The sequence below is a fragment of the Micromonospora sp. CNZ309 genome (genome assembly GCF_002846525.1).
In genome coordinates this window covers 4,742,756-4,769,524 of the sequence record NZ_PJNG01000001.1, presented here as the reverse complement: position 1 = coordinate 4,769,524, position 26,769 = coordinate 4,742,756, and the positions used below count along the sequence as shown (strand labels likewise).

Genomic DNA, 26,769 nt, shown 5'->3' with positions numbered 1-26,769 from the left:
CCGGGGTGGGCGAGGTCTGGTACGTCGCGTACGGCTCGAACATGCACGCCGACCGGCTCGGCTTCTACCTGGCCGGGGGCTGCCCGCCCGGCGGGCGCCGGACCTACCCGGGCTGCCGGGACCAGCGACCCCCGAGGCGTACGGTGCCGGTGTGGCTGCCCGGCGGCATCTACTTCGCCGGCGAGTCCCGGGCGTGGACCGGCGGGATGGCGTTCTACGACCCGGCGCTTCCCGGCGAGGCGGCGGCCCGGGCCTACCTGCTCGACGGCGGGCAGTTCGCGGACGTGGCCGCCCAGGAGATGTACCGGGAGCCGGGCGCCGACGCCGGCCTGATCGCCGGGGCCGTCGCCACGGGGAGGGCCACCCTCGGCCCGGGCCGCTACGAGACCCTGCTCTGCCCCGGCCGGCTCGACGGGCTCCCGCTGCTGACCTTCACCGCCCCGTGGGCGGCGTCCGAGGTGCCGTGGCGCGCCCCGGCCCCCGCCTACCTCGGCATGATCGCCCGCGGCCTGCGCGAGTCGCACGGCTGGGACGCCGACCGGGTCGCCCGCTACCTGCTGGCCCGGCCGGGAGTCGCCGGCACCTGGGACGCGGCGGCCTTCGCGGCACTGATCGCCGGGACCGACCCGCACTGATCGCCGCCGTCGACCCGCACTGATCGCCGGGGGACCCACGCGCGCGCCGGCATGGACCCGCGCCGACGCTGCCGGGCATGTCGGAAACGCCCGTCCGGACGTGCCCCCGGTCGCGGGTATGCCCAGCTCCGAGGGCACGCCCCGGTCGACGGGGACGGGCGACGATGAGAGGCTGTCGGCGACGCGGCGGCGATCCCCCACCGGCGTCACCGCGACCGAACACTGCCGACGGCGCGGCCAGCCCCCGGGGTTGACCGTCATCCGGGTGCCCGCGCCGGCTTTCCACGAGGAGTTCCATGTCCATCCCCGGGATGCGCCGGGCCGCCATCGGCCTGACCGCGCTCGCCGTGACCGCCCTCGGCGCGGTCACGACCACCCCCGACCAGGCGGACGCCGGCCCGAAGCCGGTCGCCGTCAAGCTGCTCGCGCTCAACGACTTCCACGGCAACCTCGAACCGCCGTCCGGCTCCAGCGGCACCATCGCCGGGCAGCCCGCCGGCGGGGCCGAATACCTCGCCACCCAGCTCGCCGAGCTGCGCAAGCACGCCAAGAAGCAGAACACGATCACCGTGGCGGCCGGCGACCTGATCGGCGCCTCCCCGCTGCTCTCCGCCGCGTTCCACGACGAGCCGACCATCGAGGCGCTTTCGCTGGCCGGGCTCGACTACGCCAGCGTCGGCAACCACGAGTTCGACGAGGGCGCCGACGAGCTGCTGCGCATCCAGAACGGCGGCTGCCACCCGGTCGACGGCTGCGCCGACGGCACCCCGTACGAGGGCGCCGGCTTCCAATACCTCTCCGCGAACGCCTTCAAGACCGCGACCGGCCAGCCGCTGCTGGCGCCGTACGCCATCCACAAGGTGCAGGGCGTCAAGGTCGGCTTCATCGGCATGACGCTGGAGGGCACCCCGCGCATCGTCAGCCAGCAGGGCGTCGCCGGCCTGACCTTCGCCGACGAGGCGCAGACCGCCAACCGGTACGCCCGCGAGCTGCGCCGCCAGGGCGTCGAGACCATCGTCGTGCTGCTGCACGAGGGCGGCACGCAGGAGGCCACCGGCGGCATCAACGACTGCAAGGGCATCTCCGGCCCCATCGTGGACATCGCCAACCGGATGGACCCGTCGATCGACGTCGTCGTCAGCGGCCACACCCACCAGGCGTACAACTGCGACATCGCCGGCAAGCTCGTCACCAGCGCCAGCTCCTTCGGTCGTCTGGTCACCGACATCGACCTCTCCATCGACCGGCGCACCGGCGACGTGATCAGCGCCAAGGCCGAGAACGTGGTGGTCACCCGGGACGTCGCCCCGGACCGGGCGCAGACCGACCTGATCGACCGCTACAAGACCGTGCTGGGCCCGGTGGCCGACCGCGAGGTCGGCCGGACCACCACGGAGATCAAGAAGACCCAGGAGACCCTCTTCGGTACGACCCTGGGCGAATCGCCGCTGGGCAACCTGATCGCCGACGCGCAGCTCGCCGCCACCGACGACGAGCAGGGTGCCGTCGCGGCCTTCATGAACCCCGGTGGCGTACGCGCCGACCTCGATGCCGGGCCGGTCACCTACGAGGAGGCGTTCACGGTGCAGCCGTTCGCCAACAACCTCGTGACGCTCGACCTCACCGGCGCGCAGCTCTACTGCCTGCTGGAGCAGCAGTTCGTCGCCGGCCGGACGCTCTACCCGTCGTCGACCGTCCGGTACGTCGTCGACCCCGCCGGCACCACCGGCACCGCCGCCGACGCCTGCTCCGGCACCCGGGTCGTCCGGGGCAGCCTCACCCTCGGCGGGGTGGCGGTCACCGCCGACGCCACGTACCGGATCACGGTGAACAACTTCCTCTCCGGCGGCGGCGACGGCTTCACCGTCCTCACCGGCGGCACCAACGCGGTCACCGGCATGATCGACCTGGACGCGTTCGTGGCGTACCTGACCGCCGAGTCCCCGGTCTCGGCGCCGGCCCTGGACCGCATCCGCACCACGGCGGAGGTCCCCGCCTCCTGACGGCGGACGCACAGCCGACGGGCCCCGGAGCGGATGTTCCGGGGCCCGTCGTCGTCAGGGCGCGGACCGCAGCCCGGACGGTCAGGCCTTGGCGGGGGCCGGCTCGGTGGCCGACGGGGCGGCCGGCGCGCGGCCGTCCTGGGCCGGCGTGAGCAGCCGGCGCAGGGAGAGCGCGATGAGCGAGGCCACCAGGCAGCCGCTGACGACCACCACGACCCAGATCCGGCCGTTGGCCGCACCGAGCAGCGGGCCCGCCGTGACGGGGCCGATCACCCCACTGATGCCGAAGATCATCGAGCTCATGGCGTTGTACCGGCCGCGCAGCGCATCCGTGGCGAGCGCGTTCGTCAGCGCCGGCATCACCGGCGACAGCAGGGTCTCGCCGAAACCGAAGATCGCCGAGCAGGCCACCACGCAGAGGGCGGCGACCAGCGCGTTGCCCGGGCCCACCACGCCCCCGGCGCCCAGCACCAGCCAGGCGAGCGCGAAGACCCCGCCGACGGCCGCCAGCCCGCCCGTGCGGCTGCGCCCCTCCATCCGCCGCAGGACCAGCAACTGGGAGAGCACGATCATCACCGTGTTGCCGGCCAGCGCCCAGGCGACCACGCGCGGCGTCACCTCGGCCACCCGCACGGCGTACGCGGTGAAGCCGACCTCGATCTGCGCGTAGCCGCAGGTGGTGATGACCAGGCCGAAGATGACGAGCCGCCGGAACGGGCGGTCGCGCAGCACGGTGAGGTAGCCGCCGGCCGACGTCCGCTCCCCGCCCGTCGCGGCGGCGAGCCGGTGGCCCACGTGCGGCAGGGTCAGCAGGATCAGCGCGGGCATCAGGTAGCTGATCGCGTCGAGCACGTAGATCGCCTGGAAGGTGACCGCCCGGGCGGTGTCGACGATCGCGCCGGAGGTCAGGCCGCCGAGGCCGATGCCGAGGTTGAGCAGGGCGAAGTTCAACCCGAAGACCCGCTGCCGCTCGTCGGCGTCGGTGAGGGAGGCGAGGATCGTGTTCTGCCCGGGCCAGATGACGGAGCTGCCCATCGCGACGAGCGTCATCACCCCGAACGCCGAGGCGCTCGAGTCGACCAGCGCCAGCGAGCCGGTGCCGACCGCCTCGATCACCAGGCCTGTCAGCAGGATCCGGCGGGCGCCGAACCGGTCGATGAGCGTGCCGCCGATCGGCGACAGCGCCAGGGTCACCACGCCGTACCAGCCGATCACCAGACCGGCGCGGGTGTCGGAGAGGCCGCGGACGTCGGTCAGGTAGATGAACAGGAACGGCAGGGTGAGGCCGCGCCCGATCGCCGACAACAGCGTGCCGACGAGCATTCGCTGAGCTTCGAAACGGCGGGGCAGGGCGCGACTGAGCATCCCCCGATTCTGTGTGCTGGGTGTGACACAGCGCGAGGCCTTTCCGCGCCGAGTTTCCCGTTCGATCTGTGCGCGGGGTCACAGATCGAGCAGGTCGGCGGGGCGTCGTACCTCTCTGCGATCCTGGTCGCGATGACCACCACCTGGCGACACCTGCCCGCACCGGCCCGCGAGATCGCCGCCGCCACCACCGACGCGGTCGCCGCCGCCCGCGAGCGCGCCCCCGAGGCGTACGACGTGGCGGTGGCCCGGCTCGCCGCAGCCGACCGGTCCGGCCTGGTGCTCGGCGCGGTGGTCCGGCTGCTGCTGGAGGAGACCCACCCCGACGGCCTGGACGGCGACGACGTCCGTCAGGTGCTCGAAGGCTGCGTGCGCGACGCCGCGCAGTGGCAGCCCGACGTCGACCCGCACGTGGTGCTCGTCCTGCTGGCCGGCGCCCTCGGCGTCTACGACCCCGACGGCGACGAGTCGCCGCCCGACCCGCCCGCCGTGGCGCGGCACGGGCCGCTGCTCGTCGCCGACCTGCTGGCCGCCACGGGGCGGCCCCTCGACGGCTACCTGACCGCCGCGTTCACGGAGATCGCACGCACCGAACAGCAGGACTGACGTGAGGAAGGGCCCAGCAGGTGCCAGGCCCTCCGTCACTTACGAGCAGGGCTCAGGAACTGGCCGCCACCTCGAACGAGTACCAGTTGCCGTACTCGCTCCAGGTGCCGTCGGCCTTGACGGCGTACACGGTCAACAGCACCCAACCGCTCGTCGTCGGCGTCCAGGTGACCGTTGCGCGACCATCGGCATCAGCCGCGATCTCGGTCAGCTCCTCGCCGTCGACGAAGGAGTACCGGTAGGCCACGGTGTCCGTCCAGCCCGGCGGCGGGGAGAAGGTGAAGGTTCCTGCGACTCCCACTCCGCCGACCGGCGAACCGTCCGGCGGCTGGACGTAGACGTCCGACTTGACGCCCGGGCCGGGGTAGAAGTAGGTCGACCAACTGGCCTCTGTGGAGACGAAGCCGTTGTCGCTGATGCTACGTACCCGCACCGAGTGCCCTTGCGGGTTGCCGGCGATGAAGCTGAAGTGCGCGGTGCCGTCCTCTGCGGCCTGCCTCGTCTCGCGGTCGCCGTTGTCCAGGACGATCTCGTATTCGCGGACGCCGGTGACGCCGGCCGCCGGGGCGAACTTCAGCACCACCTCCTGCCCCCACTGCGGATCTCCGTTCTCGACCCGGACATCCGGCGCGGACCAGGGAATGAACGTCTTGTAGACGGTCTCGGCCGAGATGTTGCCGGCGAGGTCGAGGGAACGCACGGTCAACTGCTGCGGCCCGGACCCGGTCGGGTTCAGGGTCACGGTCGCCGAGCCGCCCGGGACGTCTGCCCTGACCGTGTTCGGCAGGCTGAACGGATCGCGGCAGACCAACTGGCCCAGGTCGCCCGAGGCCGCGCACGTGTTCACCCCGAGGCCGTTCCACGAGTACTGGAAGCCCGCCACGTCCTTGTTGCCGCCGCCGGAGAAGGTGAAGATGCCCGGAACACCCGCCGGGGCCTGCTCGCCGCTGTCGTCGGCCGGGTAGTTCGCGGAGGCAACCGTCGGTGCGGTGGGGCTGGTGCCGTCGTAGGTGAAGAAGCACTTCTTCGACCAGGCCGAGAAGTCCGCCCCGTCACCCACCCGGGCCTGCCAGGCGTACGACTTGCCGTCGACGAGCGTGCCCGCCGGCAGGTTGGCCGTGTGCACCCGACCCGAGATGGCGTGCTCGCTGGTGAAGACCTGTCGGGCCGCCGCATCGCCCGTCGGCCAGATTGCGAACTCGCTGGTCAGGCGGCGCTCGTCATCCGGGTCCGCGTCGGTGCCGAGAGCCTGGAGCACATTGGCGAAGCCGCCCAGCCGTGGGTACGGACGGAACTGGGTGCACGGGAACCCGCCGTTGTAGAGGTGGGCGTTGTCGCCCTTCGGCACCGAGTTGTACTGCGTGGTCAGGCCGACGCTGCGGTACCAGTTGAGCCGACGAGCGTAGGTCGGGTCGCTCTCGTTGGCTTCCGGGACGCGGATCTCGAACGTGATCCGGCGCTGCTTGTGCGCCACGGCGTCCTGCACGGCGGCACCGACGTCGAACGACAGGGTCGCCTTCGGGCACCATTCCGGGGTGAGGACCTCGTCCAGCTTGGTCAGCGGCTCAGGAGCGCTGTTCCAGGTGGGCGTGGTGCTCACCGGCTTGGTGCGCCAGATCTCGATCGCCCGCTTTCCGCAGTCGGCGGCGCTGTACTCCTCGATGAAGACCGTCCCACCGTAGATCTTCCGGCCCTCGTAGGCGGACAGATCGAAGGTGGCGTACACCCGAGAGGTGTGGCTGACACCCGCGTCGTCCACAGACGTGCCGAGCGGCATGTGCGTCTCGTCGTTCCACCCGTACGCCTTGCGCGGCGTGGCGGAGTCGGTCCAGCCGACCTGGATCGACGGAGTCCTTTCGTAGTGCGGTGCCGCGACGGCGGGACTGCCGGTCGCGACGAGGGCGAGCCCGCTGACGCCCAGCGTCAGCGCGAGCGCGCCGATGAGGCCACGACGTGGCCAGGTAACTGTCACAGTAGATGGCCCTCCCCGAATCCAGCCGGGATCGTCCGGCCGGAAAGCTGCGGACATCAAATCGAGCTGATCCGATCCGGCTTCACCGCCGCCCTCGCCGGCCGCCGCGACAGCGAGGACCGCTGGCGCGACCGGGTCGACCAGTACGGCCGCGACTACATGGAGATCGGTGCCGACAGCCTCCAGACCCGGCTCGCCGGTGACCTCGTCGTCCTGCAACAGCAGCTCGACTCCCCGACCATGTGGGCGACCGCCGCCCGTGCCCTCACCACCTACGGCAAGACGACCAAGGACCCGACCGAGGCGATCGGCTGGTACGACACCGCCCGCATCGCCGCCGACCGCTCCGACGACCTTGCCGTCCGGGTCTGGGTACGCGGCCGGGCCGCCATCGCCCTGGCCTACGAAGGCGCTGCGCTACCCGTCGCCAAGCGGTACGCCGACGAAGCCATTGCCCTGTCCGACCGGCCGTCGCTCGGACGCCTCCAGGCGCTGATGGCCCGCGCACACGTCGCCGCCGGACGAGGCGACATCGGCGGAGCCATCACGGCTGATGAGGACGCACGACGGATCTTCGACCTAGCTGCCTCACCAGACGGGGAGATCTCCGACGCCGCCGTACCCGCCTGGCGAATGGCCACCTTCCGGTCGATGCTCTACGCCCGACTCGGCATGGTCGGTCCCGGCGAACAGGCCCAGACCGACGCCGACCGACTCCGACCGCCAGCGCTGACCCGGTTCGCCACCCATATCGAGCTACACCGCGCCCTCATGATGACCAAGTCCGGAGATCGGTCCGGAGGACTCGCCTACGCCCGACGAGCCTGGGCAACACTGCCAGCAGACCGCCGCTCACAGACCCTGGGGCTGGTCCTACAAGAAGTCGAGAGAGCAGCCCGCAAGCCAACCTGAAACCCGCTGGGAGGATGCGGTCTCAAGCTGTCGGCTGCTGCCAACTGGTGGCGGTCCGCGTCGACGAGCAGGTGCCGGGCGTCGTCGGTTCATGTTCGGGGTCGACCCGCGTCGACGCTCGCGCTGCCTTCTTGCTGCCTCGCTGCCTCATGCCCCGCTCACAAGGCGTTGCGCCTTCCGGCCGGCGCTTGGCTGACCAAGGTCAGTTCGTGCATTTCCGCTGGAGGTAAGAGCCGCAGCCTCTCGACCTCCCATGCGATTCCCGGCACGGTTCGTGACCTGCCGAAACGCCTTCCGTCGGTTTCCGGCGTCTTCCGCCGTTACTCGCGCTCAGTTGTGCCGGATTTGTGCCCGGCCCTGAACCCGTAGATTGCCGGCGACGCGGTTGCTGACGGCTCGGTTTGCAGGCCGGCGAGCGTTGGCCTGTCGGCGAGGGCTGTGACGGTGCCGTGTGCGTCTGGGTTCTGTTGGGGGCCAGTGAGAGAACGAGTTCCGACCCGTGGATGAGCGAGCATCCGCCGGGTGCGCCGGGCCAAGTCTGGATCAGCCGGTCGAGTGGCCCTATCCTGCCGCAATGCAGCAGACGTGGCGGGTGTCGTTAGTAGGGCGGGTTTTCGGCATCCTCGTTCTGGTTCTGGCCGGCATCGTTGCCTCGGCCATCGTCGTCAGCGGGCTCGATCTCGCCTCGAAGGTCGTTTCTGTGGTGCTGCTCGGCGGCTTGGCGGCTTTTGTCTACGTGAACGCATTGCGCCCGTCGATCACGTTGACCAACTCTGAGCTGGTGATCCGGAACAAGTTCAGGACGTACCGAATCGATCTCAACACGATCGTGCGCTTGGACGCCGGCTATCACGGCATAGGCGTACAGACAAGGCACGGCCAGGTCGTCCATGGTTGGGCTGTCCAGAAGTCGAACCTCGCCCGATGGCTTGGTCGACACACCCGCGCAGACCTCGTGGTCGAGGCGATCGAGAAGGAGGTGCAGGCAGGGGCTGAGTGCGGCGACGCGAGAGAGGCCGCGGCTCCAATTGCCGGCACCGTGAGTCCTGAACTCAAGACCCTCCCACCGGCAAGCGAGGGCTGAGCCGCGCGTCGCGACGCGGCTTTGGCGGGGCTGCGGCGCATGTCCCTGGCCGGACGTCTCGCTTACAAGAAGTGAGCGCTTTGTCCGGCAGAGGTCCGCCCCCGTCCGCGACCTCGGACGGCTGTCCGCGCTCGACAGTAGGTTGCCGCCTTCGTCTCGGCCCGTTGCTGTCACCGTTGCTGTCAACAGCAACAGGGAGCCGGGTACCCCTTATGATCTTGACCGTGACTAAATCAGGATTCGAGGGTCCTGCCCGTCCCGGCGGGCTCAGGAACCCCGGACCAGCCGACGGTACTTGCGGCGGCCACGCCCGGTTGCGCAGGGCAAGGAGAACTAATGGGACTCGGTTCGGCTAGGCTCGGTGGGCGGCCGAACTTGGTTCCTGCTCGCCGCTGGCCAGCAATGCTGGCGGTCGTGGCCGTGGTAACCGCCGGCTGCGCCTCGACGCCGTCCCCGCTGCCCGAGGAACAGGACATGCCTGGCCTGTGGTGCGGCTCGGAGCAGGAGATTCTTACTCTCAAGGCCGACGACACCTTCGAGATAACCCGGCTGTCGAAGACTCACCTGGACGAGTTGTTGGGTGATCCGAACTACGTGGACGGATACCGAATCCGGATGGAGTTCGACGGCGTCACGCCGACCTCCGGATCGGGCAAATGGAATTTCCGGGTCACGACGCAAGGCTGGCCGTTCCTGGACCTCAACTACCGAAGCCTTGACGGCAAGGAGTCCTCGGACGTCCTGCAACTCGGGGTCGATCGTGACGAAAAAGAGCCGGCGCTCGTCATCTACGACGGCAATCGGGACAATGCATGGCTTAGCTGGTTCCACAAGTGCGACAAGCTGACGCCCACCGGGTCACCTGCGGGATGAGCCTGCGCAACAGATCCGCCTCCGCGCCGTTGATGATTCGGGCTTGCTCGACACAATCACGAAGCGGGACGCGAACTGGGCTTTTTCGTTTCAGCGGCCCGCTCTGTTCGTCCGGACGACAGGTTTGAGCCTGCGATCCCTTGACCCCCAGGCAACCAACACGGAACGCTGACTCGGTTCGCGCACCGGTTCGGGCGGGCGGAGCCTCGCAGGCAGGCGCTGACCTATCTGGTCGGGTTGCTGTCGCCGCTGGCCAGCAAGAACGGCTGGACCTTGGCAGAGGCCGCCGGCGACACCACGCCGGACCGGATGCAACGGCTGCTCAACAGGTCCGCGTGGGACCCGGACGCTGTTCGTGACGACCTGTTCGCCTACGTGACCGACCACCTCGGCCACGACCACGGGGTGCTGATCGCCGACGAGACCGGGTTCCTGAAGAAGGGGATCAAGTCGGCCGGGGTGCAGCGCCAGTACTCCGGCACGGCCGGACGGACGGAGAACTGCCAACTCGGGGTGTTCCTCGCCTACGCCAGCCCGGCCGGGCGCACGCTGATCGACCGTGAGTTGTATCTACCCCGCAGCTGGTGCGACGACCCCGCCCGCCGGGCCGAAGCCGGCATCACCGCGAACGTCGAGTTCGCCACGAAGCCTGCGCTGGGGCTGCGGATGGTCGAACGCGCCATCACCGTCGGCCTGCCGGCGAGATGGATAACCGCGGACGAGGCATACGGGCAGGACTCGTAGTTCCGGACGTGGTTGCAGCAGCAGCGAATCGGCTACGTCCTCGCCGTGCCCCGCAACCAGCGGGTCCCGACCATGGTGGGCAACTCCCGCCCGGACGTTCTCGCCGCCGCCGCGCCAAGGCTGGCGTGGAAGCGCCGCAGCTGCGGCGACGGCGCCAAAGGGCCAAGGCTCTACGACTGGGCCGTGGCCTCCCTACCCGGCACCGTCGACGGCTACGGCCACTGGCTGCTGATCCGCCGCAGCATCACCGACCCCACCGACCTGGCCTACTACCTGTGCTTCGGCCCCGCCGAGACTGTCGACGAGGACCTGATCCGCATCGCCGGGACCCGCTGGGCGATCGAGGAATGCGTCCAGACCGCCAAAACCGAAGTCGGCCTGGACTACTACCAGGTCCGTCGGTACGACGCCTGGTTCCGGCACATAACACTCGTTCTGTGCGCCCACGCCTACCTCGCCGTCACCGCCGCCCACGCCAAAAAGGGGGCGCCGAATCCGAGGACGGCCTCATACCCCTCACCCTCGGCGAGGTCCGACGTCTCCTGGCACACCTGATCACCACCATCCGACCCTTCGACCACATCCATCGATGGTCACGATGGCGACGCCGGCACCAGTACCGCGCCAGAACAGCCCACTACCAGCGAAGACTCCAACTCCACCAGGTGCGGCTGGAGTACTAAATCGCTTACGCTCGACCAAGCCAAGGCGGTCCTTAGCGCCGCCGAGGACGGGCGCCTTTACGCCTACGTGGTGCTTTCCCTGCTGACGGGCGCGCGTACCGAGGAACTGCGGGCGCTGACGTGGGAGCATGTCGACCTGGCCGGGCGGCCCGACGATGATCCGCCCGTGCCGCCGTCCATCGCGGTGTGGCACTCGGTCCGGGCCGGCGGGGACACCAAGACCAGGAAGTCACGTCGCACGCTCGCGCTACCGCTCCGGTGTGTGGTCGCCCTCCGTCGCCACCGGGAACTACAACAGCGCGACCGGGACAAGGCCGGCAAGGACTGGCAGCCCCGGAACCTCGTGTTCGCCAGCGCGACCGGCAGCGCTCTGGACGCTGCTAACGTCCGGCGAGCCTTTCGCAGGGTCGCTGCCAAGGCTGGTCTGACCGCCGCCGAGTGGACACCCCGGGAACTGCGGCACAGCTTCGTCTCGGTGCTGTCCAGCAGCGGTGTGAGCCTGGAGGACATCGCCGACCTGTGCGGGCACTCTGGCACCACGGTCACGGAGAAGGTCTACCGGCACCAACTGCGGCCGGTGCTCCTGAGCGGAGCGGTCGCTATGGATCGCATCTTCGCGCTCACTCCGGAGCGGTAGTCACTCAGTTAGTCACCCAGGATGCACTAGAGGGCACATCCGTCGATAGGATGTGCCCTCTTACCTGGTCGGGGTGGCCGGATTCGAACCGACGACCTCTTCGTCCCGAACGAAGCGCGCTACCAAGCTGCGCCACACCCCGAGGCGTGCCGACAAATAGTAGCCCACCCCGCTCAGGGGTCCAACTCGGTACCCCCGCCGCCGTGGCGCCCCTCCCCAGCCCCCGGGAGGAGCCGTTGAGCCCAGGCGCCGCGGCTGATGTCGTAGACGATTCAGCTCGAAAGGACGGCCACACCCAGGCCCCGGACGTCGGCCACGGTTCCGTGCCGACGCGCCCCACACCACCGCGCCCAGTTCCGGCGCGGCGTGCCCCACGTCACCGCGCCCGGACCGGCCCGCCCGCCGGCGTGGGGCGGCGGGCGGGCGTGCCCGGGGGCGGGTAGCTCAGCGCGGGATCAGGGTGAGCACGCTCGCCTCCGGCGGGCAGGCGAACCGGATCGGCGCGGTCGGGTGCGTGCCGAGGCCGGCGGAGACGTGCAGCCACGAGTCGGAGCCGGGCCAGCGGTGCAGGCCGCGTGCCATGGAACGGGGCAGGCCGCAGTTGGTCACCAGCGCGCCGACCCCCGGTACGCAGACCTGGCCGCCGTGGGTGTGCCCGGCGAGCATCAGCCCGAAGCCGTCGGCGGCCATCCGGTCGAGGACGGCCGGCTCGGGGGAGTGGGTGAGCGCGATCGACAGGTCGGCGGTCGGCGACACCGGCCCGGCCACGGCGTCGTAGTCGTCCCGCTCGACGTGCGGGTCGTCCACCCCGAGCAGCTCGACGACCCGGCCGCCGGCCTTGACGGTGGTGCGGGCGTTGTTCAGGTCCGCCCAGCCCGCGCCGACGAAGACGTCACGCAGCTCCTCGTGCGGCAGCTCGACGCCCTCGGTGTACTCCCGGTCGGACAGGAAGTAGGTGAACGGGTTCTTCCAGACCGGCCCGGTGTAGTCGTTCGAGCCGAAGACGAAGGCCCCCGGGAAGTCGAGCAGCGGTTGGAGGGCGCGCAGCACGCCGGGCACGGCGCCGGGGTGCGCCATGTTGTCCCCGGTGACCACGACCAGGTCGGGGTCGAGGGCGGCCAGCGACGCCACCCAGCGCTGCTTGCGCCCCTGGTCGGGCATCATGTGCAGGTCCGACAGGTGCAGGATCCGCAGGGGCTCCGCGTCGGCCGGCAGTACCGGCACGTCGTACCGCCGCAGGGTGAACATGTTGCGCTCGACGAGTGACGCGTACGCCAGGGTCGCCGCGCCGAGGGCGGCGGTCCCGGTCGCGAGCCGGAATAGTGTGCGCTTTCGCATGCCGTTCAGGGTAGTTTCACCGACCATGAGCACGCTGAAGGACCGTCTGACCGCCGACATGCGCGCCGCCCTGAAGGCGCGCGACGAGCTGACCACCTCCACGCTGCGGATGGCGCTCGCCGCCGTCGGCACCGCCGAGGTCGCCGGCAAGGCCAAGCGCGAGCTCACCGACGACGAGGTGCTCGCGGTGCTGACCAGGGAGGCGAAGAAGCGCCGGGAGGCCGCCACCGCCTTCGGCGACGCCGGCCGCACCGAGCAGGCCGCGAAGGAGGTGGCCGAGGGCGAGGTGCTGGAGCGCTACCTGCCGAAGCAGCTCCCCGACGCCGAGCTGACCGAGCTGGTCGCGGGGGCGCTCGCCGCGGGCGGCTTCACCGGCAAGGCGCAGATGGGCCCGGCCATGAAGGCGGCCCAGGCGGCGGTGGCCGGCCGGGCCGAGGGCGGTCGGGTCGCCGCCGAGGTACGCCGACAGCTCGGCCTCTGACTCCGGCCGCGCCGACCTGCGTACGCGAAACGGGCGGGCACCCCGCGAAGGGTGCCCGCCCGTGGCGTTCGTGCGGCCGGCTCAGCCGCCGGGGCGGCCCGGCGGACGGCCCGGGTTGTTCGGCGGCCCGCCGTTGCCGGGCGTCGTGCCCGGGGTGGTGCCTCCGCCGGAGCTGATCTGGATGGTCACCACGCCGCCCTTGATGGTGCGGCCGTCGGGGCTGGTGCCGGCGGCCTTGCCGGCGGGGCAGCTCGACGGGACCTTGATGTCGGAGATGATCGCGTCGAAGCCCTCCGCCTCGATCCGGGACTTCGCCTGCTGCGGGTCCAGGCACTTGACGTCGGGGATGCGACGCTGGTCGCCCTCACGGATCTTCTGGCCCGGGGGCTCGAAGTTGATCCGCTTCTTGCCCTTCATGGCGTCGCGCAGCGTCTCGTAGACCGGCGGGTTGATGCCGTCCTTCTGCTTGTGCTTCATCTTGACGTTGGTCTGCGGCCAGTCCGGGTCGGCCATGATGCCCGCCACCGCGTACTGCTTGGTCATCGCGACGAGCGAGGCGGTCTTCTCCGAGTCGGTGGTGCCGGACTTGCCGGCCACCGGCGCGTCGACGGCCTGCTTGACCTCGGCGGCCGTACGGCTGCCGCCGCACTTGCTGGTGGAGGAGTTGTCACCGACCGGGCAGCGGGCGGCGTCGACGGCGGCGCGGGCCACCTCGGTGCTGACCCGCTTCTCGCAGCGCGGGTTGGCGATGTCGAGCTTCTTGCCCTCCGGGTCCTTGATCTCCTGCACCGGGATGGGCTCGCAGTACTTGCCGTCCGCCGCGAGGGTGGCGTAGGCGTTGGCCAGCTCCATCGGGGTGGTCTGCGAGACGCCCAGGGTGAAGGCACCCCAGTCGTGCGCGGCCTCCTTGGTGCCGCTCAGCCGGCGGTCCTCCGTGGTGCGGAACTGGATGCCGAGCCGCTTGGCCACGTCGACCACGTTCTCGGCGCCGACCTGCTGCTGGAGCGGCACGAAGTACGTGTTGATCGACTGGGCGAAGGCGCTCCACATGTTCTGCACGCCACCGGCCTTCTTGCCGGAGTTGGTCGGGCAGTACAGGTTGGTGCCGGGGCAGGCCGCCGGCCCGGGCTGGATCCGGTATTCCGAGCGGAACTGCTGCGGGGCGTTGATCGTGTAGCCGAGCGGGATGCCCTTCTCCAGCGCCGCCACGATCGTGAAGATCTTGAAGGTCGAGCCGGCCTGGTAGCCCGTCAGTCCGTCGCCGCCGGTGAGCAGCGGGTTCACGGTGTTCGGGTAGTTGCCGAGCTTATTCTTCTTGCGCTTCTTGGGGTCGCTGTGCGGCTTGTTGGCCGGCTTCTTCGGGTCGTCGAGCTTGAAGTTGCGGTTCACCGCCAGCGCCCGTACCCGGCCGGTGCCCGGCTCCACCACCGCGACCATGGCGGCTTCCTTGCTCTTCTCCGACTTGGCCTTGCGGACGGCCTTGTCGGCGCCCCGCTGGGCCTGCGGGTCGAGCGTGGTGATGACGGTGTAGCCGCCGCTCTTGAGCCGCCGCTCCCGGTCGTACGAGGTCGAGCCGAACGTCTCCTGCCCCATCCACCAGCGGTAGAAGTAGTCGCAGAAGAAGCCCCAGCCCTTCTCGTTGGTCGAGACACAGCCGTTGGGGGCCCGCTTGCCGGTGACCTTGAGCTTGACGGCCTTCGCCGCGTCCGCCTCCTGGCGGGTGATGGCGCCGGTCTCGACCATGTTCTCGATGACGTAGTCACGTCGGGCGACCGCCGCCGTGTAGCCGCTCTTGGTGGTCGGGTCGTTGGTGCTCGGCGCCTTCACCATGCCGGCCAGCATGGCCGCTTCCTCGATCTTCAACTTGCTCGGCGGCTTGTTGAAGTAGACCTGGCTGGCGGCGTAGATGCCGTACGCGCCGTTGCCGAACGCGGCGATGTTGAGGTAGCGCTCCAGGATCTCGTCCTTGGAGAGCTCCTTGTCGATCTGGATGGCGTAGCGCATCTCGCGCAGCTTGCGGGCGCTGGTGTCCTCGGTGGCCGCGACCACGTCCGCCGGGTGGCTCGCCGAGTAGGCGATGGCGAGCCGGACGTACTGCATGGTCAGCGTCGAGGCGCCCTGCTGGCTGGACGCGTTGGACTGGTTGTTGACGAAGGCACGGGCGATGCCGTTGAGGTCCACGCCGTTGTGCTTGTAGAAGTCGTGGTCCTCGGCGGCGACGATCGCCTTCTGCATGATGGGCGCGACGTCCTTGAGCTTGACGTCGCGGCGGTTCTCGTCGTACATGGTCGCCAGCGGGGTCTTGCCGTCGGAGGCGAGCAGGTAGCTGATCTGCGGCGCGCGGGCCACGGTCAGCTCCTTGGGCAGTGCGCCGAAGGTCTCGGCGCCGGCCTTCGCGGCAAGCCCGGACATCGCCACCGCGGGGAAGGCCGCCGCCGCGACCACCACGCCGGCCAACAGGCCACAGATGAGTAGCGATGCGGCGTTGGTCAGCACATTGTGGTCACGTTTCCGCATCCAGGTCACCTCGACAGGGTACGCGAGTAGGGAACGAGGGGCGCCGGGGCGTTCTTTCCCCATTTCCTGCGCGCGCCGACCTCGTTGTGCTAAACGCACGACCCCCGGTGCGTGGTTGCGTGGATCCGGCGCCGAGTCTCTCTCCTTCCGGGAGGGGCTCGCAGCGTTTTCACGGACTCCGACGGGGTAACCGGCGGTCGCGAAGCCCGGGAAGCCGGGAGTGTCCGGAATGATGGATTTCGCCGACAACGTTGCGTAATCAGTCGACTACAGAGCATGATGGGGGCGGCGACAGCGCCACATGTCGTCCGTGCCGCCTTGGGGAAGGCAGGCCGGGCGATCGGGGGGAATTGCCGGCTGGTCCGCGACGGGGTCGGTAGGTACTGCAAGGGGGGACGTGTACAGATGGGCATGATCACTGACTGGCCGTCGCTGGCGGCGTGTCAGAACGGGGACCCGGACGCGTTGTTCGTACAGGGCGCCGAACAGAACGTGGCGAAGCGGATCTGCCGGAGCTGCCCAGTTCGGTACGAGTGCCTGGCCGACGCGCTGGACAACCGGATCGAGTTCGGCGTGTGGGGCGGCATGACCGAACGCGAACGCCGCGCGCTGTTGCGCCGTCACCCCCAGGTGGCGAGCTGGCGCAAGATGTTCGAGGCCGCGATGAAGAAGAACGCCAAGGACAAGGCCGGCAAGGACAAGATCCTCGTCACCACCGCCGGCTGAGCGCCGTCACGGCCGGCTGATCGCCGCGCCGATCGTCCGCAGCCCGTCGACGTCGTGCACGTCGGCGGGCTGCGCCGTCACCGACACCGCCGGCACCGCCGGGAACGCCTCGGTGAACCGGGCCGCCACCTGCCGCTCGCGTACCGCCTGCTGGGCCAGCGCGGCGTGGGCCCGCAGCACGTCGACGGTGCCCTCGTGCCCGCCGAGGCCGGCCAGCCGCTCCGCGGCGGCCAGGCTCTCGGCCGCGCCGAGCGCCGGCACCGCCGAGCGGTGCACCCGGTTGAGCACCAGGCCCGCCAGCGGCATCTTCTCCTCGCGCAGCCGGCCCGCGAAGTAGGCCGCCTCCCGGACCGCGTCCGGCTCCGGCGCCGCGACCAGCAGGAACGCCGTCTCCCGGGCCTGGAGGATGCGGTACGTCTGCTCGGCGCGCTGACGGAAGCCGCCGAACATCGAGTCCAACGCGGCGACGAACCCGGACAGGTCGGTCAGCAACTGGGCCCCGAGCACCTTCTGCACGACCTTGGAGAACATCCCGAACGAGGCCGTGACCAGGCTGAACATGCTCCGCCCGCCGGTACGCGCCGGGGCCAGCAGCAGCCGCAGCATCCGCCCGTCGAGGAAGCGGGACAGCCGGGCCGGGGCGTCCAGGAAGTCCAGCGCCGAGCGGGACGGCGGGGTGTCCACCACGATCAGGTCCCACTCGCCCCGGGCGTGCAGCTGGCCCAGCTTCTCCATCGCCATGTATTCCTGCGTGCCGGCGAAGGTCGAGCTCATGGCCTGATAGAAGGGGTTGGCGAAGATCTCTTCCGCCTTCGCCCGATCGGTGTGCTGGAGCACCACGTCGTCGAACGTGCGCTTCATGTCGAGCATCATGGCGTGCAGCTCGCCGCCGCTGGCCTCGACGTCGATGCCCTTGACCTGGCGGGGGGTGTTGTCCAGCTCGGTCAGCCCGAGCGACTGGGCCAGCCGGCGGGCCGGGTCGATGGTGAGCACCACCGTCCGCCGGCCGTGCCGCTCGGCGGCGCGCAGCGCGAGCGCGGCGGCCGTGGTCGTCTTCCCCACCCCGCCCGCCCCGCAGCACACCACGATCCGGACGCCCGGATCGGCGAGGATCTGGTCGACGTCCAGCTGCGGCGCCGCGTCTTCGGAAGGCACCAATCGAGCGTATCGGGCCGGGTCGGTCCTTGCGCCCGTGCCGGCGGCAGTGTGAGTCAGTCGGCCCCGACGAGGGCCGCGGCGAGCCGGTCCAGGCCGGCCCGGTCCACCCCGCCGGGCAGCAGGGGCAGCTCGGTCATCGGCAGCCCCAGCTCCACCAGGTCGGCCCGGAGCGTCTCCTCCAGTTCGCGGCGGACGGCCTGGTCGCGCGCCTCGGCGGCCAGCCCGGCGACGGTCTCCCGGTCGGTCGGCAGCCCGGCGGCGCGCAGCCCCCGTTCCAGCTCCGCGGCGGCCACCACCCGCCCGGCGGGCAGCGGCGGCCGGGCCCCGTTGACGATCACCCGACCCACCGGGAAGCCGAGCTGGGTCAGCTCGGCGATCGCGTCGACCGTCTCCTGGACCGGCATCTCCTCCAGCAGGGTGACGACGTGCACGGCGGTGATCGGGGAGCGCAGCAGGGCGGCGACCCCCTCGCTCTGGGTCTTGATCGGGCCCACCTTGGCCAGCCGGGCCGTCTCGGCGGTGACGTTGAGGAACCGGCCGATCCGCCCGGTGGGCGGCGCGTCCAGCACCACGGCGTCGTACGCGCGCCGCTGGCCGACGGTGCGGGTGGTGGCCTCCTTCACCTTGCCGGTGAGCAGGACGTCCCGCAGGCCGGGGGCGATGGTGGTGGCGAAGTCGATCGCCCCGAGCTTGCGCAGCGCCCGGCCGGCCGCGCCGAGCTTGTAGAACATGTCGAGGTACTCCAGCAGGGCCTCCTCGGCGTCCACCGCCAGGGCCCGCACCTCCCCGCCGCCCGGCGCGTCGGTCAGGTGCCGTTCCTCGTACGGCAGCGGGTCGGTGCCGAAGAGCTGGGCGATGCCCTGCCGCCCCTCGACCTCGACCAGCAGCGTGCGCCGGCCGCCGGCGGCCAGCGCGAGGGCCAGCGCCGCCGCGACGCTGGTCTTGCCGGTGCCGCCCTTGCCGGTCACGACGTGGAGGCGGGCCGGCCACCGGGGGCCGGCCGGGTCGGCCGGCGACTCTGCTGCTCGCACCCGTCGAGCCTATCCAGGCCGCCGGCTCAGGCGACCTCGCAGACCCACCAACCCGTCTTCTTCACCACGGTGAACCGCAGGTCCTGGTCGGCCACCTTCTCGTCGGCGGTGGTCATGGTGACCTTGGTGGTGACCGTGGCCCGGTCACCGGTCTGGTTGTCCACCTGCGGAGTGCTCCACCGGAACCGGGGGTTCTGGTGGGCCGAGACGTGCTTCTCGACCTCGGCCACCTTGGCCGCGATCTTCTTCTTGTCGCGCGAGGAGGAGCAGACCAGGCCGGCCGCCCGGTCCGCGTCCCGCTCCTGGTAGACGGCTTCGAGGAACTCGTCCACCGCGACCGCCGGCTCCTTTGCCCCCTCGCCGCTCTCGGCGTCGCGCAGCGTCAGGAACGCCACGACGCCGCCGCCGGCGCAGAGCAGCAGGATCACGGCCAGGGCGACGGAGGCGATCAGCGCGCCGCGCTTCTTCTTCGGTGCGGCTGGCGGCTGGTGGGGCGGGTACCCGGGCGGGGGAGGAGGGAACGCCGGGTCCGGGACGGCCGCGGGGCCGGGTGGGACGGCGACGGGGCCGGGCGGGACGGCGGCGGCGGGCGGAACGGCGGCGGGGCTGCCGGGCGGGGCGGCGGGGGCGGCGGCCGGGCCGGGCGTCCCCGTGGCGTCGGGAGCCGCCGGGGGGTCCGGCTGGTCGGCCGGTCCGACGGGGCCACCGCTGGGTGGTTGGGTCATCTCATCCCCCGGGTTGCGGCGCCGTCGCCTGACCTGGCGACGAGCGTGATCGAGCTGGCGGCGAGCCGGCGAGCGCCCGTCCGACCGGAAGGGTATCGGGCGGTTCGTCGCGCCGGGGGGCGGTGGGGTGCCGTCAGTTTCCTTACCGACGCTGTGTCGCATATGTGACTTTGGGTGATCGGGTGTGCGCGTCCGGTTGGCGGGGCTGTCGCCCCGGACCTACGTTCTCAGCGGCGCGGGGGGCGGGCCAGGCGCAGCGTCCGGGCCCGAAGTGATGACGTGACCAGGTACGACGCCCGGAGGCAAGGCATGCGCGACGTGGACAACATCCCCCGAGGCCAGTTCCCGGCGGGCGACCGGGCGCGGCGGCCCGCCTCCTCGGGCGACGCCGAGGGCGGCGTCGGCCTGCCCATCAACGAGCGGTCGTACCGGCGGCTGGCCGAACCCGTCGAGGTGGTGCGCGTCCCCGGCCGGCCGGGCCCCGGAGGCCGGGACGAGGAGGAGCCCGGGTTCGTCATCCACCTGCCGATCCGGGTCGCCGACCTGCGGGCGGCCACGGCGCTGGCCGGGACCGTCGCCACCTCGCTGAGCTTCCTGGTCGAACTGGACGCCGGCGAGACCACCGTGTCGAGCACGGACGACCAGAACAACCGGCACCGCGTCTTCTGCGACCTGCTGCTGCCGGACCGCTCCCGCTGCCCCCAGCCGTACGAGCACGGCGGCCCCTGCGGGGAGGTGCCGGCGGCCCCGGAGCAGCGTCCCGCGCCCGGCCCGTCCGCCGGACCGTAGGCTGTGCGTCGAGAAGTCGAACTCCATCCGAGGGAGCCCTCCACCGATGCAGAAGTGGGAATACGCCACGGTCCCGCTGCTGGTCCACGCGACCAAGCAGATCCTCGACAACTGGGGCGAGGACGGTTGGGAACTCGTCTCCGTGGTTCCCGGTCCCAACCCGGAGCAGCTCGTCGCGTACCTGAAGCGGGCGAAGGCATGAGCGAGCGGAGCGAGCGAATCGTCCTGGACGGCGCGTCGGGGGCTCATGGCTCCGCCGAGCGCAGCGAGGTGGCGGCATGAGCAACGGTCCGCACGCGAAGCTCGCCGAGCTCGGGCACACGCTGCCCGAGGTGGTCCCGCCGGTGGCCAGCTACGTGCCGGCCGTCCAGTCCGGGCAGCACGTCTACGTCTCCGGGCAGCTGCCGATGGTCGAGGGGAAGCTGCTCGCCACCGGCAAGGTCGGCGCCGGCGTCTCCGCCGAGCAGGCCAAGGACCTGGCCCAGCGGTGCGCGCTCAACGCGCTGGCCGCGATCGACTCGCTGGTCGGTCTGGAGAACGTCGTGAAGGTCGTCAAGGTGACCGGCTTCGTCGCCGCCGCCTCCGGCTTCACCGCCATCCCGGGCGTGATCAACGGGGCGTCCGACCTGTTCGGCGCGGTCTTCGGTGAGGCCGGCCGGCACGCGCGCGCCGCCGTCGGCGTCGCCGAGCTGCCCCTGGACGCCCCCGTCGAGGTCGAGGTCGTCGTCGAGGTCTCCTGACCCGCGCCGCCTCCCCGCGATCTGGCACTCCGCGCCGGCAAAAGCCGTGAAGCGGTACGTATCGAGGGCCGGATCTGCAAGATCGCGGGGAGCGGCCGGCGGGGCCGTACGATCGCAGCCATGACCGGGCACTTCACCGCGCCGGCGGCGGCGCTCGCCGGCGAACTGCCGGACTGGGTGACGCTGCTGCGTGCCCCGAACCCGGGGCCGATGACGCTCGACGGCACCAACACCTGGGTGCTGCGCGCCCCCGGCCAGGAGCACGCGGTCGTCGTCGACCCTGGCCCGGCCGACGAGGGGCACCTGGCGGCGATCGCCGCGCTGGGGCCGATCGGCCTGGTGCTGATCACCCACGGCCACCCCGACCACACCGACGGCTCGCGCCGCCTGCACGACCTGCTCGACGGGGTGCCCGTACGCGCCGCCGACCCGACGCACACCATCGCCGGGGAGCCGCTGGCCGGGCCGGGGGAGGAACTCGGCGAGCACGGGCTGAGCGTCCGACTCGTGCCGACCCCCGGGCACACCGGCGACTCGGTCTGCTTCCTGGTCGGGCACGGCGACGAGCGGGCGGTGCTGACCGGCGACACGATCCTCGGCCGGGGCACCACCGTGGTCGCCCACCCGGACGGGCACCTCGGCGACTACCTGGCCAGCCTGGAGCTGCTCTCCGCGTACGGGGGGATCACGGCGCTGCCGGGGCACGGCCCGGCGCTGGCCGACTGCGGCGCCGCCGCTGACTTCTACCTCGCCCACCGCCGGGCCCGGCTCGACCAGGTCCGGGCGGCGGTCGCCGGGGGCGCCGGCACCGCCGCGGAGGTGGTCGCGACGGTCTACGCCGACGTCGACCGGTCGCTGTGGTGGGCCGCCGAGTGGTCCGTGCGGGCCCAACTGGAATACCTGGGCCGGGAATCCGGCGGAGGCACCGCGGGGTTGGAGCAAGCGTGACCTGCCCGGTGTGCGGAACCGTCGCGGTGCCCGGCGCGCGGTTCTGCCACAACTGCGGCGCCGCGCTGCCGGCCGCCGCGACGCTGCCCGCGGCCGAACGCCGCGTGGTGACGGTGCTCTTCGGCGACCTGTCCGACTTCACCTCCTGGTCGGAGGACCTCGACCCGGAACGCGTCGGCGCGGTCACCGACCGGGTGCTCGCCGCCCTGGCCGGCGCGGTGAAGACGTTCGGCGGGCACGTCGACAAGCTCACCGGCGACGGGATCATGGCGGTCTTCGGCGCGCCGGTCGCGCACGAGGACGACGCCGAGCGGGCCGTACGTGCCGCGCTGTCGATGCAGCGGGCCGTCCGCCGGGTGCTCGACGACGAGCGCGGCGGCGGCGCGCCGCTCGGCCTGCGGGTCGGGCTGAACACCGGCGACGTGATCGCCGGCATCCAGGCCGCGATCGAGTACACGGTCATCGGCGACACCGTGAACACCGCCGCCCGGCTGGCCGACGCCGCCGCCGTCGGCGCGGTCTACGCGGGGGCGCGCACCTCCGCCGCCACCCGGCACGTCGCCTCCTGGCGGGCGCTGCGCCCGCTGCGGCTCAAGGGCAAGCGCGAGCCGGTCGAGGCGTACGAGCTGCTGGGCCTGCTGGACGCCCCGGGCACCCGGTCCGGCCTCGGCGACGAGGCCCCCTTCGTGGGCCGGGAGACCGAGATCGGGCGGGTCGCCGGCCGGCTCGCCGAGGTGATCGACCGCGCCGAGCCCCGGGTACTGCTGATGACCGCCGAGGCCGGGATCGGCAAGTCCCGCTTCGCCGCCGAGGTGGAACGCCTCGCCGCCGGCTACGACGTCGGCGCCGGCCGGTACGCCGCGCACACCGGCGCCCGGGTGCTGTCGGTGCGCTGCGCCGCGTTCGGCGAGCGGCGCCGGCTCGCGCCCCTGGCCGACCTGGTCAGGGCGGCGGTCGGCCTGCCCGGGGACCCCGCCACCGCGCTCACCCGCCCGGCCGTGGAGGAACGCCTGCGCCGGCTCGGCCAGCGACTCAGCCGCTCCGGCGAGCCGGCACCCATCGCCACCGACCAGCTGCTGGCCCTGCTCGGGTACGCCGAACTGCCCGGTGGCGCGGCCGACCAGGGCGAGTGGGGCACCGCCCAGCCCGCCGACGCCGACGCCGTGCCGAACGCGGTCGCGGACCTGCTCACCGCGCTCGCCGGGGAGGCGCCCCTGGTGGTCGTCGTGGACGACCTGCACGACGCCACCGCCGAGACCATCCGGGCGCTCGGGGTCACCCTGTCCCGGCTCACCGGCCCGGTGCTGGTCCTGCTGCTCGGCCGGCCCGAGCTGGTGCGTACCGCCGGGGCGCTGACCCGGGTCGCGGACGCCGAGGTGCACGCGCTGCCGCCGCTGCGCGGTGCCGACGCGGCCCGGCTGCTCACCACCTACCTCGGCGGCGGCAGGCTGCCGCAGGCCGACGCCGACCGGCTGCTCGCCACCGCCCAGGGCAACCCGTTCTACCTGGCCGAGCTGGTCACCCTGCTGATGGAGCGGGGCGCGCTGACCGCCGTCGCCGAGCGCAGCTCCCCGAGCCCCGGCAGCTGGCGGCTCGTGCCCGGCTCGCTCGGCAGCCGCCTGCTCTCCCGCGACCTGGCCGCGGTGCTCGCCGCGCGCATCGACGCGCTGCCGGCGGAGGCCCGCTCCGTGCTGCGGGACGCGGCGGTCGTCGGCGACACGGTGCCGGACGGCGCGCTGGAGGCGCTGCGCGAGCAGCGGGCCGGCCGCGACGGCCGGCCGGCGGCGGTGGTCGCCGTCGAGCTGGAACGGGCCGTGGAGGAGCTGCTGCAACGCCGGATGCTGCACCGCACCCGCACCGGCTACGCCTTCGCGACCCCGCTGATGCGGGAGGCCGCCTACGCCGGGGTGAGCAAGGCCGAGCTGGCCGAGCGGCACGCGGCGCTGGCCCGCTGGGCCGCGGCGGATCCGCTGGCGGGGGCGGGCGCGCCGGGCGGCTTCACCGAGGCCGCCCGGGACGTCTTCGTGGCCCAGCACGTCGAACGGGCCGCCACGCTGGCCGACGCGGTCGGGCTGCGGCCGGACGCGCCGGCACGGGCCGTCGTCGGCCTGGGCGTCGCCGCGCTCGGCGGGGCCGCCCGCCGGTCGTTGCAGGCGGGCGAGCCCGCGCTGGCCGTGGAGTACGCCGAACGCGCCGCCGAGCTGGCCCGCGACGGGGTGCCGGCGGCCGACCGGGTGGTGCACGCGCGGGCGCTGCTCCAGGTGGGTCGCCCCGCCGACGCCCTCGCCTCCGCCGAGAAGATCGCCGCGAACGCCGGCGACGAGTCCGCCGTCCGGACCAGCGCGCTGCTGCTCGCCGGGCAGGCCCACCAGACCATGGGCGACCAGGCGCGCGCGGTGGCCTGCTGGCAGGAGGCGTTGCAGGTGGCCACGGCCGGCGGGCTGCCGACGCTGCGCGCCTCGGCGATGCGCCGCCTCGGCATGGCCGACTTCATCGCCGGGCGGCTGGGGCAGGCCAGCAGCCGGCTCGCCGCGTCGTACCAGGTCAGCCTCCAGGCGCAGGACCGCCGGGGGCAGGCGTGGTCGTTGCAGAACCTGGCCTGGGTGACCACCACCCGGGGCGACTTCGCCGGCACGGACGCGGTGCTCGGCCGGGCCGCCCGGCTCTTCGCCGAGCTGAAGGACCCGTACGGGCGGGCCTGGCTGCGCGGCACCACCGCCTTCGCGCGGCTGCTCGCCGGCCGGCTGCGTGAGGCGTGCCGGATGGCGCAGGTCTTCCTGCCGTTCGGCGAGCGGGTCGGCGAGTCGTGGGCGGTGGGCACGCTGCGCGCGGTCGAGGCGTTCGCCACCGCCGAGCTGGGCGAGCTGGCCGAGGCGGACCGGGGGGCCCGCCGCGCGTACCGGGAGTTCGCCGCCGCCTCCGACGACTGGGGGCGCGGGTTCGCGCTGGTCGTCCGGGGGGTCGTGGCGCGCGGGCTGGGCGAGCCGGGGCACGCAGCCGACCTGCTCACCGACGCGCTGTCGTACGCGGAGCGCACGTCGCACCCGCTGCTCACCGGGATGGCCGGCACGCTGCGCGGGTTCGTGGCGCTGGACCTGGGCGACTGCGAGACGGCCGAGCGGGACGCCCGCTCGGTGCTGACCGCCGTGGAGCCGCACAACCCGCAGGCGCCCGCGCAGGTGGGGCCCCGGGTGCTGCTGGCCACCGCCCGGTTGGCGGCCGGCGACTCCGCGACCGCCGTCGGGCTGCTCGCCCCGGTGGCCACCGCCGCCGCCACCGTGCCCTCGCTGCTCTTCTCCCGCCGCCAGACCATGGCCCGGTACGCGTCCGCGCTGCTCGCCCACGGCCAGTGCGAGCAGGCGCTGGACTGGGCGCGGCGGGCCGTCACCGCCCCGTCGGAGGACGTGCGCAGCCAGGTGGTCGCCGCGAGCGTGCTCGCCGAGGCGCTCGCGGCCTGCGGCCGGCACGAGGAGGCGCTGGCCTGCGCCGAGGAGGCGGTCCGCCTGGCGTACGCGACCGAGCAGCGCAGCGAGCGCCGCGCCGCAGACGCCTTGCGCGCCCGCCTCGCCACCCCCTAGCTGTGGGCGGCGAGGTCGGGCGGGGCAGGGGTCGGCGGTCGTCGACGCTCAGGTGCCGGTAGGGGTACGGGTGCCGGCCGTGCCGCGGGTCGCGACGAGGCTCCAGCCGATGGAGACGGCGAGGGTGGCGACGATGACGCCGAGGGTCAGCGGGATGGGCAGCTTGCCCACCGGCGTCTCGGAGAGGACGAGCTTGACGCCGGCGAAGGCCAGCAGGAACGCCAGCCCGTAGTGCAGGTGCACGAAGCGACGCAGCAGCCCGGCGAGGCAGAAGTAGAGGCTGCGCAGGCCGAGGACGGCGAAGGCGTTGGCGGTCCAGACGATGAACGTGCTGGTGGTGATCGCGAGGATCGCGGCCACGGAGTCGATGGCGAAGATCAGGTCGGTGGCCTCGACGGCGACGAGGACGATGAACAGCAGCGTCGCCGTACGCCGGCCGTCGATGCGGATGAAGAACCTGCTCCCGTGGTAGCGGGCGTCGGTGGGGACGACCCGGCGGACGAGGCGGACCACGAGGTTCCGGTCGGGCTGCGTCTCGGCGTCGTGCCGGAAGGCCATCTTCCAGCCGGTCCAGACCAGGAAGGCGCCGAAGACGTACGCGGTCCAGAAGAACGTCTCGAGCAGCCCCGCGCCGAGGAGGATGAAGACGAAGCGGAACAGCAGCGCGCCGACGACTCCCCAGAACAGCACCTTGTGCTGGTAGGCGGCCGGCACCGCGAAGTAGCTGAAGACCAGGGCGAACACGAAGACGTTGTCGACCGACAGGGCCTTCTCGATGAGGTAGCCCGCGAAGTAGGCGCCGGCGGCCTCGTCGCCCTGCCACAGCCAGAGCAGGACGCCGAAGGCGAGGCCGGCGGCGATCCAGATCGCCGACCAGGTGGCCGCCTCCCGCAGGCCGATGACGTGGTCGTCGCGGTGCAGCAGCAGGTCGACCGCCAGCATGGCGGCGATCGCGGCGGTGAGCGCCAGCCAGGCCCACCAGGGTACGGACATCGGGGCTCCCTTTGACCGGGCCGGCGCCGGGGCGCCGGCGTGCTGGCCGAAGGTCTCCCCGGACCGCCGGTGCGGCGGTCCGCGCGACCGGGACCCGGGTGGGTCCGTACTGACGGCCGGCGCGTCCGGTGGCGGGTACTCCCCCTCGAACTACGGTACATTATTCACGAAATCTGGTTCGCCTGTCTAGTGCCCGGCCGCGCGGTCCGACCCCCGAAGTCTGGCGTTTCT

General features: G+C 72.2%; 21 protein-coding genes, 1 tRNA gene and 2 pseudogenes. 15 read left to right on the top strand and 9 right to left on the bottom strand.

Annotation, left to right across the window (positions count from 1 at the left end):
* Positions 1–5 precede the first annotated feature (5 nt).
* A complete protein-coding gene (locus tag CLT72_RS20070) occupies positions 6–635 on the top strand; it encodes a histone deacetylase (RefSeq protein WP_350823265.1) in 630 nt (209 codons plus the stop codon).
* 296 nt (positions 636–931) lie between these two features.
* Positions 932–2,638: a bifunctional metallophosphatase/5'-nucleotidase gene (locus tag CLT72_RS20065; RefSeq protein ID WP_101413111.1), complete on the top strand. Its 1,707-nt coding sequence runs from the start codon at positions 932–934 to the stop codon at positions 2,636–2,638.
* Positions 2,639–2,719: 81 nt separating this feature from the next.
* On the opposite strand, the gene CLT72_RS20060 is transcribed toward CLT72_RS20065, so the two are convergent.
* Positions 2,720–4,003 (bottom strand): MFS transporter, encoded by a 1,284-nt coding sequence (locus CLT72_RS20060; protein WP_101413110.1) that lies wholly within the window; start codon positions 4,001–4,003, stop codon positions 2,720–2,722.
* A gap of 132 nt (positions 4,004–4,135) precedes the next feature.
* Between CLT72_RS20060 and CLT72_RS20055 the strand changes: the two genes are divergently transcribed.
* The gene (locus CLT72_RS20055; RefSeq protein ID WP_101413109.1) at positions 4,136–4,609 is read left to right on the top strand and encodes a hypothetical protein; all 474 of its coding nucleotides are present in this window, start codon (positions 4,136–4,138) and stop codon (positions 4,607–4,609) included.
* A 52-nt stretch (positions 4,610–4,661) separates the two neighbouring features.
* Here CLT72_RS20055 and CLT72_RS20050 read toward each other — a convergent pair whose 3' ends face one another.
* Positions 4,662–6,581 (bottom strand): hypothetical protein, encoded by a 1,920-nt coding sequence (locus CLT72_RS20050; protein WP_199184826.1) that lies wholly within the window; start codon positions 6,579–6,581, stop codon positions 4,662–4,664.
* Positions 6,582–6,611: 30 nt separating this feature from the next.
* Between CLT72_RS20050 and CLT72_RS20045 the strand changes: the two genes are divergently transcribed.
* The 5 genes and pseudogenes from CLT72_RS20045 to CLT72_RS20025 all read left to right on the top strand — a co-directional run.
* Positions 6,612–7,493, top strand: coding sequence for a DNA-binding protein (locus CLT72_RS20045; protein WP_101415275.1), 882 nt, complete (start codon positions 6,612–6,614; stop codon positions 7,491–7,493).
* Positions 7,494–8,067: 574 nt separating this feature from the next.
* A complete protein-coding gene (locus tag CLT72_RS20040) occupies positions 8,068–8,577 on the top strand; it encodes a hypothetical protein (RefSeq protein WP_101413107.1) in 510 nt (169 codons plus the stop codon).
* A gap of 414 nt (positions 8,578–8,991) precedes the next feature.
* A complete protein-coding gene (locus CLT72_RS20035) occupies positions 8,992–9,450 on the top strand; it encodes a hypothetical protein (RefSeq protein WP_144082280.1) in 459 nt (152 codons plus the stop codon).
* A 168-nt stretch (positions 9,451–9,618) separates the two neighbouring features.
* A pseudogene (locus tag CLT72_RS20030) lies at positions 9,619–10,749 on the top strand (IS701 family transposase).
* Positions 10,750–10,857: 108 nt separating this feature from the next.
* Positions 10,858–11,514, top strand: a pseudogene (locus CLT72_RS20025) (tyrosine-type recombinase/integrase); the annotation flags it as partial.
* 65 nt (positions 11,515–11,579) lie between these two features.
* On the opposite strand, the gene CLT72_RS20020 reads toward CLT72_RS20025, so the two are convergent.
* Positions 11,580–11,656, bottom strand: a tRNA-Pro gene (locus CLT72_RS20020).
* A gap of 302 nt (positions 11,657–11,958) precedes the next feature.
* Positions 11,959–12,852 (bottom strand): metallophosphoesterase, encoded by an 894-nt coding sequence (locus CLT72_RS20015; RefSeq protein WP_101413105.1) that lies wholly within the window; start codon positions 12,850–12,852, stop codon positions 11,959–11,961.
* 25 nt (positions 12,853–12,877) lie between these two features.
* On the opposite strand from CLT72_RS20015, the gene CLT72_RS20010 reads away from it, so the two are divergent.
* The gene (locus tag CLT72_RS20010; RefSeq protein ID WP_101413104.1) at positions 12,878–13,333 is read left to right on the top strand and encodes a GatB/YqeY domain-containing protein; all 456 of its coding nucleotides are present in this window, start codon (positions 12,878–12,880) and stop codon (positions 13,331–13,333) included.
* Positions 13,334–13,414: 81 nt separating this feature from the next.
* Here the strand turns inward: CLT72_RS20010 and CLT72_RS20005 are convergent, their stop codons facing one another.
* Positions 13,415–15,850: a penicillin-binding protein gene (locus tag CLT72_RS20005; RefSeq protein WP_101415274.1), complete on the bottom strand. Its 2,436-nt coding sequence runs from the start codon at positions 15,848–15,850 to the stop codon at positions 13,415–13,417.
* A 405-nt stretch (positions 15,851–16,255) separates the two neighbouring features.
* Between CLT72_RS20005 and CLT72_RS20000 the strand changes: the two genes are divergently transcribed.
* Entirely contained in the window at positions 16,256–16,576 is a 321-nt protein-coding gene (locus tag CLT72_RS20000; protein WP_089003040.1) for a WhiB family transcriptional regulator, read from the top strand.
* A gap of 6 nt (positions 16,577–16,582) precedes the next feature.
* Here the strand turns inward: CLT72_RS20000 and bagB are convergent, their stop codons facing one another.
* The 3 genes from bagB to CLT72_RS19985 are packed head-to-tail and all read right to left on the bottom strand — an operon-like array spanning position 16,583 to position 19,490.
* A complete protein-coding gene (gene bagB / locus CLT72_RS19995) occupies positions 16,583–17,734 on the bottom strand; it encodes an ArsA family ATPase (RefSeq protein WP_199184609.1) in 1,152 nt (383 codons plus the stop codon).
* 53 nt (positions 17,735–17,787) lie between these two features.
* A complete protein-coding gene (gene bagA, locus CLT72_RS19990) occupies positions 17,788–18,765 on the bottom strand; it encodes an ATPase BagA (RefSeq protein WP_101413103.1) in 978 nt (325 codons plus the stop codon).
* A gap of 26 nt (positions 18,766–18,791) precedes the next feature.
* Positions 18,792–19,490, bottom strand: a complete 699-nt coding sequence (locus CLT72_RS19985) for an Rv0361 family membrane protein (RefSeq protein ID WP_101413102.1) — start codon at positions 19,488–19,490, stop codon at positions 18,792–18,794.
* A 309-nt stretch (positions 19,491–19,799) separates the two neighbouring features.
* Here CLT72_RS19985 and CLT72_RS19980 point away from each other — a divergent pair, with 309 nt between their 5' ends.
* The 5 genes from CLT72_RS19980 to CLT72_RS19960 all read left to right on the top strand — a co-directional run bounded on the left by CLT72_RS19980 (position 19,800) and on the right by CLT72_RS19960 (position 25,545).
* Entirely contained in the window at positions 19,800–20,279 is a 480-nt protein-coding gene (locus CLT72_RS19980; protein WP_089003044.1) for a hypothetical protein, read from the top strand.
* Between the two features lie 46 nt (positions 20,280–20,325).
* Complete coding sequence (gene sp36, locus CLT72_RS19975) at positions 20,326–20,481, top strand: Sp36 family protein (protein WP_012184767.1); 156 nt, start codon at positions 20,326–20,328, stop codon at positions 20,479–20,481.
* 76 nt (positions 20,482–20,557) lie between these two features.
* Complete coding sequence (locus CLT72_RS19970; RefSeq protein ID WP_101413101.1) at positions 20,558–21,019, top strand: RidA family protein; 462 nt, start codon at positions 20,558–20,560, stop codon at positions 21,017–21,019.
* Between the two features lie 120 nt (positions 21,020–21,139).
* Positions 21,140–21,967: an MBL fold metallo-hydrolase gene (locus CLT72_RS19965; RefSeq protein WP_101413100.1), complete on the top strand. Its 828-nt coding sequence runs from the start codon at positions 21,140–21,142 to the stop codon at positions 21,965–21,967.
* A complete protein-coding gene (locus CLT72_RS19960) occupies positions 21,964–25,545 on the top strand; it encodes an adenylate/guanylate cyclase domain-containing protein (protein WP_101413099.1) in 3,582 nt (1,193 codons plus the stop codon). Before CLT72_RS19965 ends, CLT72_RS19960 begins: the two co-directional genes overlap by 4 nt.
* A 48-nt stretch (positions 25,546–25,593) precedes the next feature.
* Here the strand turns inward: CLT72_RS19960 and CLT72_RS19955 are convergent, their stop codons facing one another.
* Positions 25,594–26,538 carry a TerC family protein gene (locus CLT72_RS19955; protein ID WP_101413098.1) on the bottom strand — a complete coding sequence of 315 codons (945 nt, stop codon included), beginning with the start codon at positions 26,536–26,538 and terminating at the stop codon, positions 25,594–25,596.
* Positions 26,539–26,769: the final 231 nt, after the last annotated feature.

Excerpts from the sequence above, each read along its gene's own strand:
- CLT72_RS20015 (WP_101413105.1), bottom strand. The coding sequence starts at position 12,852 with ATGCGAAAGCGCACACTATTCCGGCTCGCGACCGGGACCGCCGCCCTC.
- CLT72_RS19985 (WP_101413102.1), bottom strand. The coding sequence starts at position 19,490 with ATGACCCAACCACCCAGCGGTGGCCCCGTCGGACCGGCCGACCAGCCG.
- CLT72_RS20060 (WP_101413110.1), bottom strand. The coding sequence starts at position 4,003 with ATGCTCAGTCGCGCCCTGCCCCGCCGTTTCGAAGCTCAGCGAATGCTC.
- CLT72_RS19955 (WP_101413098.1), bottom strand. The coding sequence starts at position 26,538 with ATGTCCGTACCCTGGTGGGCCTGGCTGGCGCTCACCGCCGCGATCGCC.
- CLT72_RS19980 (WP_089003044.1), top strand. The coding sequence starts at position 19,800 with ATGCGCGACGTGGACAACATCCCCCGAGGCCAGTTCCCGGCGGGCGAC.
- CLT72_RS20055 (WP_101413109.1), top strand. The coding sequence starts at position 4,136 with ATGACCACCACCTGGCGACACCTGCCCGCACCGGCCCGCGAGATCGCC.
- CLT72_RS20000 (WP_089003040.1), top strand. The coding sequence starts at position 16,256 with ATGGGCATGATCACTGACTGGCCGTCGCTGGCGGCGTGTCAGAACGGG.
- CLT72_RS20065 (WP_101413111.1), top strand. The coding sequence starts at position 932 with ATGTCCATCCCCGGGATGCGCCGGGCCGCCATCGGCCTGACCGCGCTC.
- CLT72_RS19965 (WP_101413100.1), top strand. The coding sequence starts at position 21,140 with ATGACCGGGCACTTCACCGCGCCGGCGGCGGCGCTCGCCGGCGAACTG.
- CLT72_RS19970 (WP_101413101.1), top strand. The coding sequence starts at position 20,558 with ATGAGCAACGGTCCGCACGCGAAGCTCGCCGAGCTCGGGCACACGCTG.
- CLT72_RS20040 (WP_101413107.1), top strand. The coding sequence starts at position 8,068 with ATGCAGCAGACGTGGCGGGTGTCGTTAGTAGGGCGGGTTTTCGGCATC.
- CLT72_RS20010 (WP_101413104.1), top strand. The coding sequence starts at position 12,878 with ATGAGCACGCTGAAGGACCGTCTGACCGCCGACATGCGCGCCGCCCTG.
- CLT72_RS20005 (WP_101415274.1), bottom strand. The coding sequence starts at position 15,850 with ATGCGGAAACGTGACCACAATGTGCTGACCAACGCCGCATCGCTACTC.
- sp36 (WP_012184767.1), top strand. The coding sequence starts at position 20,326 with ATGCAGAAGTGGGAATACGCCACGGTCCCGCTGCTGGTCCACGCGACC.